We start from the raw sequence: 12956 nt of genomic DNA, 5'->3' as shown, positions 1-12956 counted from the left end.
ACAAGACTCCTGGTCAATTTGCTGTTGAAAAATAAGGAAAAAGATGGTGCTAATTATCATCAGTGAATTCAACGGCAACGCGAAGGGGACTGCTCAATGCTAAATGAATTCAAGGCATTTATCGCCCGCGGCAATGTCATGGATCTCGCAGTCGGCGTGATCATCGGCGGCGCTTTCGGCGGCATCGTGAAATCGCTGGTTGACGATATCATCATGCCGATCGTCGGCGCGATTTTCGGCGGCTTCGATTTTTCGAACTATTTCATCGGCCTTTCTTCGGCGGTCAACGCGCCGACGCTGGCAGCCGCCCGTGCCCAGGGGGCGGTCTTCGCCTACGGCAACTTCATCACCGTCCTCATCAACTTCCTCATCCTCGCCTGGATCATCTTCCTGATGGTCAAGGGCGTGAACACGCTGCGTGCCCAGCTCGAGCGCAAGGAAGAGAAGGTTGCCGAGGCAGCTCCGCCGCCGGCCGACGTTCAGTTGCTCACCGAAATCCGCGATCTTCTCGCCAAGCGCTGATAGGCCTGCTTCAACCTCTTTCAAAGCTCCGGTTCCGTCAAGGATCGGGGCTTTATTCATCACCAAAATCGATCGGTCACTAAGGCAAAGTCATGGGATTTGTCCGCCGCTCTGCTTTATGAAGGCAGAAACCGGAGACTTTGCATGTCGATACTAGATAGCCTCAGCCCACGCGCGCTCGCAGCGCCCGAAAGCGGGATCGTGGAAGTTGTCAACTATGCCCGCGGCCGTGAGGGCCTGCTGCCACTCTGGGTCGGTGAGGGCGATCTGCCGACGCCGGATTTCATCAACCGCGCCGCCATGGCCTCGCTCAACGCCGGCGAAACCTTTTACACCTGGCAGCGCGGTATTCCCGAGCTGCGTCAGGCGCTCGCCGATTATTATGGCCGGCATTTCGGCACCTCGCTGCCGATGGAGAATTTCTATGTCGTCGGCTCCGGCATGCAGGCGATCCAGCTGTCCGTGCAGGCGATCACCGCTCCCGGCGACGAGATGGTCTATCTGTCGCCCGCCTGGCCGAACATTGCTGCGGCGCTCGAGATCGCAGGCGCCCGTTCCGTCGCCGTACCCTTACAGTTTGAACACGGCAAATGGTCGCTCGATCTCAACCGGCTGGAAGGGGCGATTACGCCGAAGACCAAGGGCCTCTTCATCAATACCCCGTCCAACCCCACAGGCTGGACGGCGACCCATCAGGATCTTCGCGATATCCTCGCTTTGGCGCGCAAGCATGATCTCTGGATCATGGCCGACGAAATCTATGCGCTCTACTATTATGCGGGCGGCCGCGCGCCGAGCTTCCTGGATGTCAAGGAAGCCGACGACAAGATTCTCTTCGTCAATTCTTTCTCGAAGAACTGGTCAATGACCGGCTGGCGTGTCGGCTGGATCGTCGCACCGGCCGAGCTCGGGCAGGTGATCGAAAACCTCGTGCAATATTCGACTTCCGGCGTCGCGCAGTTCATGCAGAGAGGCGCGGTTGCAGCGCTGAACGAGGGCGATGATTTCGTTCGCTCCAATATCGAAAAGGCCACTCGCTCGCGCGACATCCTCTGCGACGCGCTGATCGCCACCAATCGCGTGCAGACGCTGAAGCCGGATGGCGCGCTCTATTCCTTCCTCAGGATCGACGGCGTCACCGACAGCCGCAAGGCCGCCATTGACATCGTCGATAAGACCGGCGTCGGCCTAGCACCCGGAACGGCCTTCGGTTTGGGCGGAGAGCTGTTCATGCGCGCCTGCTTCCTGCGCGATCCGGTGCAGGTGGCGGATGCCGCGGAAAGGTTGAGTAGATATATTTTGAGTTTGTGAGGGCTTCGCTTCGACCGGCTCCACGATCGAAAGGCATCCTCTCGCTTGCCTCACCTTTGATACCCCCCTCTGTCGCTATCGCGACATCTCCCCCACAAGGGGGGAGATCGTTGGGAGTTTACAGCCGCCCTTAACAATACAATCCGCTTCACTCTCTGCGGATACGAAGTTGGTTTAAGGTAGGTTGATGCTACAGGTTACCAATCTCCCCCCTTGTGGGGGAGATGTCACGAAGTGACAGAGGGGGGTATGCACTCTCCGATATATGCGAGGCCTGCCGTCGCATACCCAATCCATAAAATCCAATCAAACTGCGAAAGCCCCCTCTAACCATTCTCGCAATCTTTCCCGCCCCACCTCCGGCTTTTAATCAATTTCGCAGGGGAAGCGGCCTCATATATCGCCGATAAGACTTGGCGGGGACGCGAAGAATGACTGTCTTGGTGACGGGCGGAGCCGGCTATATCGGCAGCCACATGGTCTGGAGATTGCTTGACGCGGGCGAGGACGTTGTTGTTCTCGATTGCCTTTCCACGGGCTTTCGCTGGGCAGTGCCGCCCGCGGCCCGCTTCTATCTCGGCGATGTCGCTGACGAGGCGCTGCTCAAAACGATTTTCGCCGAGAACGATATAGAAGCCATCATCCATTTCGCTGGCTCTGCCGTCGTGCCGATGTCGATCGAGGACCCTCTTGCCTATTACGAAAACAACACCGGCAAGACCCGCGCCCTGATGAGCGCCGCCGTCAGGGCCGGCATCCGCTATTTCGTCTTTTCGTCCACCGCTGCCGTCTATGGTCAGCAGCCCGCGGATCGACCGGTTAGCGAAGATGTGCCGTTGCGGCCTGAATCCCCCTATGGTCAATCCAAGCTCATGTCCGAGCTGATGCTGCGCGATGCCGCCGCGGCCTATGATTTCCGCTATGTGGCGCTGCGTTATTTCAATGTCGCCGGCGCTGATCCTGGGGGAAGGGCTGGTCAGTCCACTGATGGTGCCACCCATCTCATCAAGGTCGCCTGCGAGGCGGCCCTCGGCCGCCGCCGTCAGGTGGATATCTACGGCACGGATTACGCGACACATGACGGCACCGGCGTGCGCGACTACATCCACGTGAGCGATCTTGTTGAGGCGCATCTCGTGGCCTTGCGCCATCTGCGCGATGGCGGCCGCTCGCTGGTTGCCAATTGCGGCTATGGCCACGGTTATTCCGTGCTTGACGTGCTCAACATGGTCATGCGCATCCATGGCCGTTCCTTCCGTATCCATATCGCTCCGCGCCGGCCTGGCGATATGGCGAGCATTGTTGCAGACGCGACGCTTGCTCGTCGCGAGCTGGGCTGGGTTCCAAAACACGACAGCTTGGAAACGATCGTGCGTTCGTCGCTGGATTGGGAGCTTCGCCTCGTCGAGCGGGCGAGCTTCGATGCCGCCGGGCTCGGCAAGATCTATGCTGCCCCGAGCACGCTATAGCCTGAAGCGATCTCAGTTCTCGGTTTTTCTCCAGGGGCCCAGAAACGCCGGTGCGTTCCTGCGTACGGCTTCCGCCAAAAAATCGATGACGGTGCGCACGCGTGGCGATTGGCGCAGGTCGCGGTGGCAGGTGATCCAGTAGTGGCGCCTGAGATCCACCTCATGTGGTAGCACGACCTGCAGATCCGGATGTTTGCCGGCGATGAAGAACGGCAGCACGCACAGCCCCTGGCCATTCTTCGTCGCCGTCAGCTGCGCAAAGATGCTCGAGCTCTGGAATTGCGGCCTGATGCGCGGATGGACGTCATCGAGATAGTCCAGGCCCGGCGCGAAGATCATGTCCTCGATATAGCCGATGAAGGTGAAGTCAGGCAGATCGTCGCGGCTTTCGATTGGCGGATGGCGGGCAAGGTAATCGCGCGATCCGTAGACCTGCAGATGATAGTCTGTCAGTTTTTCGGTGAAGTAGGGTCCCGCCTTCGGCGGGTCGAGCACCACGACGATGTCGGCTTCCTTGCGCGAGAGCGACATGATCTGCTGGATGGTGATCAGCTCCAGCGAAATGTTCGGATGTTTCGCAGTGAATTCCGGCAGAACGCCGGTGAAGAAGAAATTGGAAAACCCCTCCGGCGCGCTGATGCGCACCACGCCGCCTTGGGCTGCCGATCCCGTCGAAAGATCGGTCCGCAGACGCTCGGTTTCCTGCTCCATTCTTTCGGCCGTATCGACGAAGCGCTGCCCCATTCCGGTCAGCATGTAGCCGCGCGGATTGCGCTCGAAGAGCTTGACCTTCAAGGCGAATTCCAGCCGGTCGATACGGCGCGAGACCGTGGCATGGCTGGTACGCAGCTGTCGCGCCGCAGTCGAAAGTTGCCCCGTTCGCGCAACGGCGAGGAAGAACTGCAGATCGTCCCAGGTAAAATGCGGCGTGCGCTTCATGCCTCCCCCTCTGTTCAAAAATGAACAGACCTTGTTTGGAATTAGTTGCAATCGCGACTTGCGTCAACGCGCGAATTCCGTGATCTTGCCTATCGGGAAAAGTCGCTTTGAGGAAAGCGGCTGGCCAATTTTGAACAGATTCGTTTTTGCCAAATCTCTGGGAGGAGAGGATATGCGAAAGAGTCTTATTGCGTCCCTTGCATTTCTGCTTGCCGGCACCGCGGCTTTCGCCGCCGGCCCGTCCGATGGTGTCGTCAAGATCGGCATTCTGAACGATCAGTCCGGAGTCTATGCGGATTTCGGCGGCAAGTCGTCGGTAGCGGCCGCCAAGATGGCCGCCGAGGATTTCGGCGGCAAGGTTCTAGGTGTGCCGATCGAGATCGTCGATGCCGACCACCAGAACAAGCCCGATATCGCCTCCAACATCGCCCGCCAATGGTACGACCAGGACAAGGTCGATGCCATCATGGAGCTAACGACCTCTTCGGTCGCGCTCGCCGTGCAGGCGGTCGCCAAGGAAAAGAAGAAGATCGATATCGTCACCGGCGCCGCGACCACCGATCTCACCGGCAAGCAATGCTCGCCCTATGGCTTCCACTGGGCCTATGACACGCATGCCCTGGCCGTCGGTACCGGCGGCGCGCTCGTCAAGCAGGGCGGCGACACATGGTTCTTCCTGACCGCGGACTACGCTTTCGGCTACTCGCTTGAGCAGCAGACCAGCGATTTCGTCAAGGCAAGCGGTGGTAAGGTGCTCGGCTCCGTCCGCCATCCGCTGTCGACCAATGATTTCTCTTCCTTCCTGCTGCAGGCGCAGTCCTCTGGCGCCAAGGTCATCGGCCTTGCCAATGCCGGCCTCGACACCTCGAATGCCATCAAGCAGGCCTCGGAATTCGGCATCACCCAGGGCGGCCAGCATCTGGCGGCACTGCTCTTCACGCTCGCCGAAGTGCACGGCCTCGGGCTGCAGGCGGCGCAAGGCCTGACGCTGACCGAAGGCTACTACTGGAACCTCGACGACAAGAGCCGCGAATTCGGCAAGCGCTTCTTTGCCCGCACCGGCAAGATGCCGAACATGATCCATGCCGGCACCTATTCCGCCGTGATGCAATATCTGAAGGCCGTGCAGAAGGCCGGCACGGATGATACCGACGCCGTTGCCAAGCAGCTGCATGAAATGCCGGTTGATGATTTCTTCGGCCGCGGCGGCACGGTCGGCGCCAATGGCCGCATGATCCACGACATGTATCTGCTTCAGGTCAAGAAGCCGGAAGACAGCAAGGAGCCGTGGGATTACTTCAACGTGCTGGCGACGATCCCCGGCAAGGACGCCTATATCGATCCGGCCAAGAGCGGCTGCGACCTCGTCAAGCAATAGGGCTCGGAACAGCCCATGGCGATGTCAGCGACACATCCGCATGAAGAGCCCCGGGTGGTCTTGTCCGCCCGGGGACTGCGCCGCGATTTCGGTGGTTTCACCGCCGTCAAGAATGTCGATCTCGACGTGCATCATGCCCAGGTCCACGCTCTGATCGGCCCGAACGGCGCCGGCAAGACGACGGTGTTCAATCTGCTCACCAAATTCCTGCAGCCGACGCACGGCACGATCACGCTGCTCGGCACCGATATTACCAAGACAAGACCCGACAAGGTCGCGCGCATGGGTCTCGTGCGCTCCTTCCAGATTTCCGCCGTCTTCCCGCATTTGACGGTGCTGGACAATGTTCGCGTCGCCTTGCAGCGGCCGAACAATCTTGCCCACCAGTTCTGGCGGCCGCTATCCGCTCTCGACAGCCTCAATGCCCGCGCCGAACAGCTCATCGCCTCTGTCGGTCTGTCGAAGGAGCGTGATGCTGTAGCAGCCGATCTTTCCTATGGCCGCAAGCGCGTACTGGAGATCGCAACGACGCTCGCGCTCGATCCGAAGGTGCTGCTGCTCGACGAGCCGATGGCCGGCATGGGGCTGGAGGACGTAAACACCGTTTCCGCCATCATCCGAGATGTGGCGCGCGACAGGGCTGTGCTCATGGTGGAGCACAATCTCTCGGTCGTTGCCGATATCTGCCATCATGTCACCGTGCTGCAGCGCGGCGAAATCCTGGCCCAGGGCGATTATGCGACGGTCAGCAAAGACCCGCGCGTCCGCGAAGCCTATATGGGCACGGAGGAGGCTTGACGATGGCGCCGCTTCTGGACGTTCAGGGCCTCAATGCCTGGTATGGTGAAAGTCACATCCTGCATGGCGTCGACATGCGTGTGGGCGAGGGGGAAACCGTCACCATCCTCGGCCGCAACGGCGTCGGCAAGACGACGACATTGCGCACCATCGTCGGCATCGTCCGCGCCCGCAAGGGCAGGATTACCTTTGCCGGCAAGGACATGATGCAGGTGCCGCTGCACAAGACGGCACATCAGGGTATCGGTTTCGTGCCGGAAGAGCGCGGCATCTTTTCCACGCTCAGCGTCTATGAAAACCTGATGCTGCCGCCGGTCGTGGCGGCAGGCGGCATGACGCTCGACGAGATCTTCGAGCTGTTTCCAAATCTGCATGAGCGGCGCAACAGCGTCGGCACAAGGCTTTCTGGCGGCGAGCAGCAGATGCTCGCCATGGCCCGCATCCTGCGCACCGGCGTCCGTATGCTGCTGCTTGACGAACCGACCGAGGGCCTTGCCCCGGTCATCGTTCAGCGCATCGGCGAAGTCCTGCAGAAGCTGAAAGGCCGTGGCATGACCATCTTGCTCGTCGAGCAGAATTTCCGCTTTGCCAGCCGCATCGCCGATCGCTTCTATGTGATGGATCACGGCCAGATGATCTCGGAATTCCCGGTCGGCGAGCTCTCCGAGCGCATGGATATGCTGCACAAGGTTCTGGGGGTCTGAGCATGACGACGATATTCGGCATCCCCGCCCAGGCTCTTCTCGGTCAATTGCTGATCGGGCTGATCAATGGCTCCTTCTATGCGTTGCTGAGCCTTGGTCTCGCGATCATCTTCGGCATGCTCAGGGTCATCAATTTCGCCCATGGCGCGCTCTATATGCTCGGGGCCTTCACCGCCTATCTGCTGCTTTCCTATGCCGGCATCGGCTATTGGCCGGCCCTCGTTTTGGCACCGCTGACCGTCGGCCTGTTTGGCGCGCTGGTGGAAAGGTTCTGCCTGCGCAGGCTCTACAGGGTCGACCCGCTCTATGGCCTGCTCTTCACCTTCGGCATGGCCCTGACCATAGAAGGAACCTTCCGCTATCTCTACGGCTCCTCCGGCCAACCCTATGCCGTACCGACGGAGCTGGCGGGCGCAAGAAATATCGGCTTCATGTTCCTGCCCGTCTATCGCGGCTGGGTGGTCATTGCCTCGCTGGTCGTCTGCATCGGCACTTGGCTGCTGATCGAAAAGACCAAGCTTGGCGCCTATCTGCGCGCCGCGACCGAGAATTCCACGCTCGTCCAGGTTTTCGGCGTTAACGTGCCGGTGCTCCTGACGCTGACCTACGGCTTCGGCGTCGCGCTTGCCGCCTTCGCCGGGGTGCTCGCAGCACCGATCTATCAGGTTTCGCCGCTGATGGGGTCGAACATGATCATCATCGTCTTCGCCGTCGTGGTCGTCGGCGGCATGGGCTCGATCATGGGGGCGATCGTGACAGGCTATATGCTTGGGATTGCCGAAGGCCTCACCAAGGTCTTCTATCCGGAAGCTTCCAACATCGTCATCTTTGTCATCATGGCAATCGTGCTGCTTCTGAGGCCCGCGGGTCTCTTCGGTCGGGAGGCGTGATATGGCTGGATTGATCAGCTTGAGTTCCAAGGAGCGTCCGAAGCTTTCGGTGCAGAAGCTGTTGCTGATCCTCGGCCTCGTTGGCCTGATCTGGGCGCCGTTCTTCATCTACCCGATCTTCGTCATGAAGGTGCTCTGCTTTGCGCTGTTTGCCTGCGCCTTCAATCTGCTGCTTGGCTATGCCGGCCTGCTCTCCTTCGGTCACGCCACCTTCTTCGGCGGGGCCGCTTATTTCACGGCCCATGCGGTGAAGGAGTGGGGGCTTCCGCCCGAACTCGGCATCCTGATCGGCGTCGCCGGCGCGTCGCTGCTCGGCCTCGTCATGGGCTTCGTCGCCATCCGCAGGCAGGGCATCTATTTCGCCATGATCACGCTGGCGCTCTCCTACATGTTCTATTTCTTCTGCCTGCAGGCGGCATTTACCCATGGCGAGGATGGCATTCAGTCGGTGCCGCGCGGCTACCTCCTAGGCGTCCTCGATCTCAACAACTCCTTCAACATGTATTATTTCGTCCTCGCGATCTTCCTGATCGGCGTGCTGATCATCTGGCGTTTCATCAATTCGCCCTTCGGCATGATCCTGAAATCGATCCGCGAGAACGAGCAGCGGGCGATTTCGCTTGGCTATTCCGTCGCGCATTATAAGCTCGGCGCCTTCGTCATGTCGGCGGCACTTGCGGGGCTGGCCGGAGCGGTCAAGGCACTGGTCTTCCAGTTTGCGACGCTGACGGACGTCGCCTGGCAGATGTCCGGCGAAGTCATCCTGATGACCTTGCTTGGCGGCATCGGCACGCTGATCGGCCCGATTTTTGGCGCGGGGTTCGTGGCGACGCTGGAAAACTATCTCGCTACCTCGGAATTCCCCGTCACCATCATCACCGGCATCGTCTTCATGGTCTGCGTCTTGCTCTTCCGCCGCGGGGTTATCGGCGAATTCTATGCCTCGCGGCTGGGACGGAAGCTGGGGTTTGAATATCGGCGGTAATGATCAAACCTATGCGTACTTGTTGTGCACCCCCTCACCCCAGCCCTCTCCCCGAGGGGAGAGGGGGAACGGTCTTTGACGATGATCGGATACGGGGCCGAGGCAAATGCCGAAATAGTCCCCTCTCCCCTCGGGGAGAGGGTTAGGGTGAGGGGGCATACCAATGGACAGCTTTGACTACATCATCATCGGCGCCGGCAGTGCCGGATGCGTGCTGGCCAACCGGCTTTCGGCCGATCGCAACAACAGGGTGCTGCTACTGGAAGCCGGCGGCAATGACAATTACCACTGGATCCATATCCCGGTTGGCTATCTCTATTGCATCAACAATCCCCGCACCGACTGGTGTTTCACCACGTCACCCGAAGCAGGTCTCAACGGTCGATCGCTGAACTATCCGCGTGGCAAGGTGCTCGGCGGCTGCTCCTCCATCAACGGCATGATCTACATGCGCGGCCAGTCGCGCGACTACGATCTCTGGCGCCAACTCGGCTGCGCCGGCTGGGGTTGGGACGACGTATTGCCCTATTTCATCAAGTCCGAGGATCATTATCGCGGCAAGGATGAGATGCATGGCGCCGGCGGCGAATGGCGGGTCGAGAAGGCCCGCGTGCGCTGGGCCGTGCTCGACGCCTTCCAGGCCGCGGCCAAGGAGGCCGGTATCCCCGAGACGGCGGATTTCAATCGCGGCAACAACGAAGGCTCCGGTTATTTCGACGTCAACCAGCGCTCCGGCATCCGCTGGAACACGACGAAAGCCTTCCTGCGGCCGGCCATGAAGCGCGGCAATCTCACCGTCTATACCAAGGCGCAGGTCCGCCGCCTGATCGTCGAGGGCGATGCCGTGACCGGCGTCGAGTTCCAGCATGATGGCGTAGCAAAGCGCGCCTATGCGAACAAGGAGACGGTACTATCGGCCGGTTCCATCGGATCGCCGCACATTCTTGAGCTGTCAGGCATCGGCAACGGCGAGGTGCTGAGCAAAGCCGGTATCGACGTCGTCCGCGAGGTCCGGTCCGTCGGCGAGAACCTGCAGGATCATCTGCAGCTGCGCCTTGCCTATAAGGTGACCGGCGTGCCCACGTTGAACGAGAAGGCGACCAAGCTGATCGGCAAGGCTGCGATCGGCCTCGAATATCTGGTTCGCCGTTCAGGCCCTATGGCAATGGCGCCAAGCCAGCTCGGCATCTTCACGCGCTCCGGGCCGGACAAGGAAACGCCGGATCTGCAATATCATGTGCAGCCGGTCTCGCTCGACAAATTCGGCGATCCTGTCCACCCTTTTCCAGCCATCACCGCCAGCGTCTGCAATCTGCGACCTGAAAGCCGCGGCTCGGTGCATGTGCGCAGCCCCGATTTCGCCCTGCAGCCGGCCATCAGCCCGAATTATCTTTCGGCGGCACGTGACCGGGAGATCGCCGTGCGCTCCATTCGTCTGACGCGGCGGATTGTAGCGCAGCCTTCCTTTGCCCGATTCAGACCGGAGGAGTTCAAGCCCGGGCCGACCTACGAGACCGATGCGGACCTAGAGCGCGCCGCCGGCGATATCGGCACGACTATTTTCCATCCGGTCGGTACATGCCGCATGGGCGGCGACGCGCAAAGCGTGGTTGATCCGCGGCTGCGGCTCAGGGCATTGGCAAGGCTGCGCATCGCCGACGCTTCCGTCATGCCGTCGATCACATCGGGCAATACCAATTCACCAACCATCATGATCGCCGAGAAGGCAGCCGAGATGATCCTTGCCGACAACAGATGAATCCCTGAGGATCGATGGCAGCAGGGACAGGAGATTTGCATGGATAGCACGGACGAAGTCATCATCGAACGGCGCGGGTCGGCCGGGATCATCAGGCTCAACCGGCCGAAGGCGCTGAATAGCCTGACATTGCCGATGGTGCGGGTCATCGCTCCGGCATTGGCGGATTTCGCCGCCGATCCGGCGATTGCGAGCATCATCGTTTTGGGCGAAGGGGAGCGCGGCTTCTGCGCCGGCGGCGATATCCGCCTGCTGCATCAGAGCGGCAAGGACGGCTCCGATGAAGCGGAAACCTTCTGGCGCGAGGAATTCCTGCTCAACCACGCCATCTCGCGCTATCCCAAGCCTTATGTGGTGCTGATGGATGGCATCACCATGGGCGGCGGCGTCGGACTTTCGGCGCATGGTAGCCATCGCGTGGTCACCGAGCGTACGCGCCTCGCCATGCCCGAAACCGGCATCGGCTATTTCCCGGATGTCGGCGCCACCTGGCTGCTGCCGCAGGCGCCGGGGGAAGCAGGCACCTGGATGGGCCTGACAGGCCTGACCATCGGCGCCGCCGATGTCATCCATGCCGGCTTTGCCGATTACTGTGTGGCATCGTCGCAACTGCCGGCTCTGGTCGATGCGATTGCGGCATTGTCTACCTCGGCCACGGCAGCAGACGTGCATGCGCTGATCCGGACGATGGCGGTAGACGCCAGCGAAAGCCGGCTTGCCGCAAATCGGGATGTGATCGACCGGGCGTTTTCGGCAAACACGGTGGAGGAGATTCTGAAGGCCTTGGCCGGTGAGCCCGGAGAGTTTGCCGCTGAAGCTGCCGGCGTCATCGCCAGCCGCTCGCCGACCAGCCTGAAGCTGACCTTGCGGCTTCTCAGGGCAGGGCGAACGAGCGCCGATCTTGGCGAATGCCTCAATCGTGAACTCGGTGCCTGCAAGGGCATATTGTATAATCACGATTTCTACGAAGGCGTGCGTGCTGCCGTCATCGACAAGGACCGCAATCCGAAATGGTCGCCGGCGAGCCTCTCCGAAGTGACGACGGATGCCATCGACCGCTTCTTCATACCGGCGCAGCCACCGCTTTTCGCAAAATAACCGATCATGGGAGGAAAACATCATGACACGGATCGCCTTCATCGGCCTCGGCAATATGGGGGGGCCGATGGCCGCCAATCTCGTCAAGGCCAGCCACGCCGTCACAGGATTCGACCTTTCGCATGATGTGCTGAAGGCAGCCGAAGCATCGGGGGTAAAGCCTGCCAGCGTGCTCACCGAAGCCCTGGCGGATGCAGAGGTGGTCGTGACCATGCTGCCGAAGGGCCAGCATGTCCTCACCGTCTGGACCGACGTGCTGCGCTCCGTGCCCAAGGGGACGCTGTTGATCGACAGCTCCACCATCGATGTCGATAGCGCCCGCAAGGCGCATGCGATGGCCGGTGATGCTGGTTGCCTCTCGCTAGATGCGCCCGTTTCCGGCGGCACAGGCGGCGCCGCAGCGGGAACGCTGACTTTCATGGCGGGCGGCTCGACGGAGAGCTTTGCTGCCGCCAAGCCGTTGCTCGAGGTGATGGGCAAGAAGATCGTCCATTGCGGCGATGCCGGCGCCGGCCAGGCGGCGAAGATCTGCAACAACATGATCCTCGGTATCTCGATGATCGGCGTCTGCGAGGCCTTCGTGCTTGGCGAAAAGCTCGGCCTCTCTCATCAGGCTCTCTTCGATGTCGCCTCGACTTCCTCTGGTCAGTGCTGGTCGATCAATACTTATTGCCCGGTGCCCGGTCCTGTGCCGACGTCGCCCGCCAATCATGATTATAAGCCCGGCTTCGCAGCAGCCTTGATGCTGAAGGACCTGCGCTTGTCGCAGGAGGCGGCGCTCTCCAGTGGCGCATCGACACCCCTGGGCGCGGAGGCGGCGCAGCTTTATGCGCTCTTCGAAAAGCTTGGCAATGGCGGTCGCGATTTTTCGGCGATCATCGAGATGTTTCGCGAGGCGAAGTAAAGATGACTCGCGACAATCGAGTGAGTTGAAATCTCGGATTGCCCCTCACCCCAGCCCTCTCCCCGCAGGCGGGGAGAGGGGGATTGGTGCCCCAAGCGGCTTCACCTTGAAGAGACGCCTACTGCTTGGCGAGGTCGTCCCCACGCCCCGCTTGCGGGGAGAGGGCTGGGGTGAGGGGCCACGCACAAAGAGGCGGCAT

General features: G+C 60.7%; 12 protein-coding genes. 11 read left to right on the top strand and 1 reads right to left on the bottom strand.

Features of this window, described 5'->3' with window-relative positions; translation table 11 throughout:
- Positions 1-96: 96 nt before the first annotated feature.
- The 3 genes from mscL to galE all read left to right on the top strand — a co-directional run bounded on the left by mscL (position 97) and on the right by galE (position 3302).
- Complete coding sequence (mscL, locus tag AC13QY_RS16000) at positions 97-522, top strand: large conductance mechanosensitive channel protein MscL (protein WP_069611273.1); 426 nt, start codon at positions 97-99, stop codon at positions 520-522.
- A 144-nt stretch (positions 523-666) separates the two neighbouring features.
- Positions 667-1833, top strand: a complete 1167-nt coding sequence (locus AC13QY_RS15995; RefSeq protein WP_113351229.1) for a pyridoxal phosphate-dependent aminotransferase — start codon at positions 667-669, stop codon at positions 1831-1833.
- A gap of 431 nt (positions 1834-2264) precedes the next feature.
- Positions 2265-3302, top strand: coding sequence for a UDP-glucose 4-epimerase GalE (gene galE, locus AC13QY_RS15990; protein WP_113351228.1), 1038 nt, complete (start codon positions 2265-2267; stop codon positions 3300-3302).
- A gap of 12 nt (positions 3303-3314) precedes the next feature.
- On the opposite strand, the gene AC13QY_RS15985 is transcribed toward galE, so the two are convergent.
- Positions 3315-4241 (bottom strand): LysR family transcriptional regulator, encoded by a 927-nt coding sequence (locus AC13QY_RS15985; RefSeq protein WP_113351227.1) that lies wholly within the window; start codon positions 4239-4241, stop codon positions 3315-3317.
- Positions 4242-4413: 172 nt separating this feature from the next.
- Between AC13QY_RS15985 and AC13QY_RS15980 the strand changes: the two genes are divergently transcribed.
- The 8 genes from AC13QY_RS15980 to mmsB all read left to right on the top strand — a co-directional run bounded on the left by AC13QY_RS15980 (position 4414) and on the right by mmsB (position 12757).
- Positions 4414-5619: an ABC transporter substrate-binding protein gene (locus tag AC13QY_RS15980; RefSeq protein WP_113351226.1), complete on the top strand. Its 1206-nt coding sequence runs from the start codon at positions 4414-4416 to the stop codon at positions 5617-5619.
- A gap of 15 nt (positions 5620-5634) precedes the next feature.
- Positions 5635-6417 (top strand): ABC transporter ATP-binding protein, encoded by a 783-nt coding sequence (locus AC13QY_RS15975; protein ID WP_113351225.1) that lies wholly within the window; start codon positions 5635-5637, stop codon positions 6415-6417.
- Positions 6418-6419: 2 nt separating this feature from the next.
- The gene (locus AC13QY_RS15970; RefSeq protein ID WP_112724523.1) at positions 6420-7121 is read left to right on the top strand and encodes an ABC transporter ATP-binding protein; all 702 of its coding nucleotides are present in this window, start codon (positions 6420-6422) and stop codon (positions 7119-7121) included.
- Positions 7122-7123: 2 nt separating this feature from the next.
- Positions 7124-8011 carry a branched-chain amino acid ABC transporter permease gene (locus AC13QY_RS15965; RefSeq protein WP_113351224.1) on the top strand — a complete coding sequence of 296 codons (888 nt, stop codon included), beginning with the start codon at positions 7124-7126 and terminating at the stop codon, positions 8009-8011.
- Between the two features lies 1 nt (position 8012).
- Positions 8013-8996, top strand: a complete 984-nt coding sequence (locus tag AC13QY_RS15960; protein ID WP_113351223.1) for a branched-chain amino acid ABC transporter permease — start codon at positions 8013-8015, stop codon at positions 8994-8996.
- 163 nt (positions 8997-9159) lie between these two features.
- The gene (locus AC13QY_RS15955) at positions 9160-10755 is read left to right on the top strand and encodes a GMC family oxidoreductase (protein ID WP_113351222.1); all 1596 of its coding nucleotides are present in this window, start codon (positions 9160-9162) and stop codon (positions 10753-10755) included.
- A 39-nt stretch (positions 10756-10794) separates the two neighbouring features.
- Positions 10795-11853, top strand: coding sequence for an enoyl-CoA hydratase/isomerase family protein (locus AC13QY_RS15950; RefSeq protein ID WP_113351221.1), 1059 nt, complete (start codon positions 10795-10797; stop codon positions 11851-11853).
- Positions 11854-11875: 22 nt separating this feature from the next.
- A complete protein-coding gene (gene mmsB, locus AC13QY_RS15945) occupies positions 11876-12757 on the top strand; it encodes a 3-hydroxyisobutyrate dehydrogenase (protein ID WP_113351220.1) in 882 nt (293 codons plus the stop codon).
- Positions 12758-12956 lie beyond the last annotated feature (199 nt).

It is taken from the genome of Martinezella sp. CNPSo 3795, assembly GCF_057784475.1.
This window is presented reverse-complemented; position numbering and strand designations above follow the sequence as displayed.

Excerpts from the sequence above, each read along its gene's own strand:
- mscL (WP_069611273.1), top strand. The coding sequence starts at position 97 with ATGCTAAATGAATTCAAGGCATTTATCGCCCGCGGCAATGTCATGGAT.
- AC13QY_RS15995 (WP_113351229.1), top strand. The coding sequence starts at position 667 with ATGTCGATACTAGATAGCCTCAGCCCACGCGCGCTCGCAGCGCCCGAA.
- galE (WP_113351228.1), top strand. The coding sequence starts at position 2,265 with ATGACTGTCTTGGTGACGGGCGGAGCCGGCTATATCGGCAGCCACATG.
- AC13QY_RS15985 (WP_113351227.1), bottom strand. The coding sequence starts at position 4,241 with ATGAAGCGCACGCCGCATTTTACCTGGGACGATCTGCAGTTCTTCCTC.
- AC13QY_RS15980 (WP_113351226.1), top strand. The coding sequence starts at position 4,414 with ATGCGAAAGAGTCTTATTGCGTCCCTTGCATTTCTGCTTGCCGGCACC.
- AC13QY_RS15975 (WP_113351225.1), top strand. The coding sequence starts at position 5,635 with ATGGCGATGTCAGCGACACATCCGCATGAAGAGCCCCGGGTGGTCTTG.
- AC13QY_RS15970 (WP_112724523.1), top strand. The coding sequence starts at position 6,420 with ATGGCGCCGCTTCTGGACGTTCAGGGCCTCAATGCCTGGTATGGTGAA.
- AC13QY_RS15965 (WP_113351224.1), top strand. The coding sequence starts at position 7,124 with ATGACGACGATATTCGGCATCCCCGCCCAGGCTCTTCTCGGTCAATTG.
- AC13QY_RS15960 (WP_113351223.1), top strand. The coding sequence starts at position 8,013 with ATGGCTGGATTGATCAGCTTGAGTTCCAAGGAGCGTCCGAAGCTTTCG.
- AC13QY_RS15955 (WP_113351222.1), top strand. The coding sequence starts at position 9,160 with ATGGACAGCTTTGACTACATCATCATCGGCGCCGGCAGTGCCGGATGC.
- AC13QY_RS15950 (WP_113351221.1), top strand. The coding sequence starts at position 10,795 with ATGGATAGCACGGACGAAGTCATCATCGAACGGCGCGGGTCGGCCGGG.
- mmsB (WP_113351220.1), top strand. The coding sequence starts at position 11,876 with ATGACACGGATCGCCTTCATCGGCCTCGGCAATATGGGGGGGCCGATG.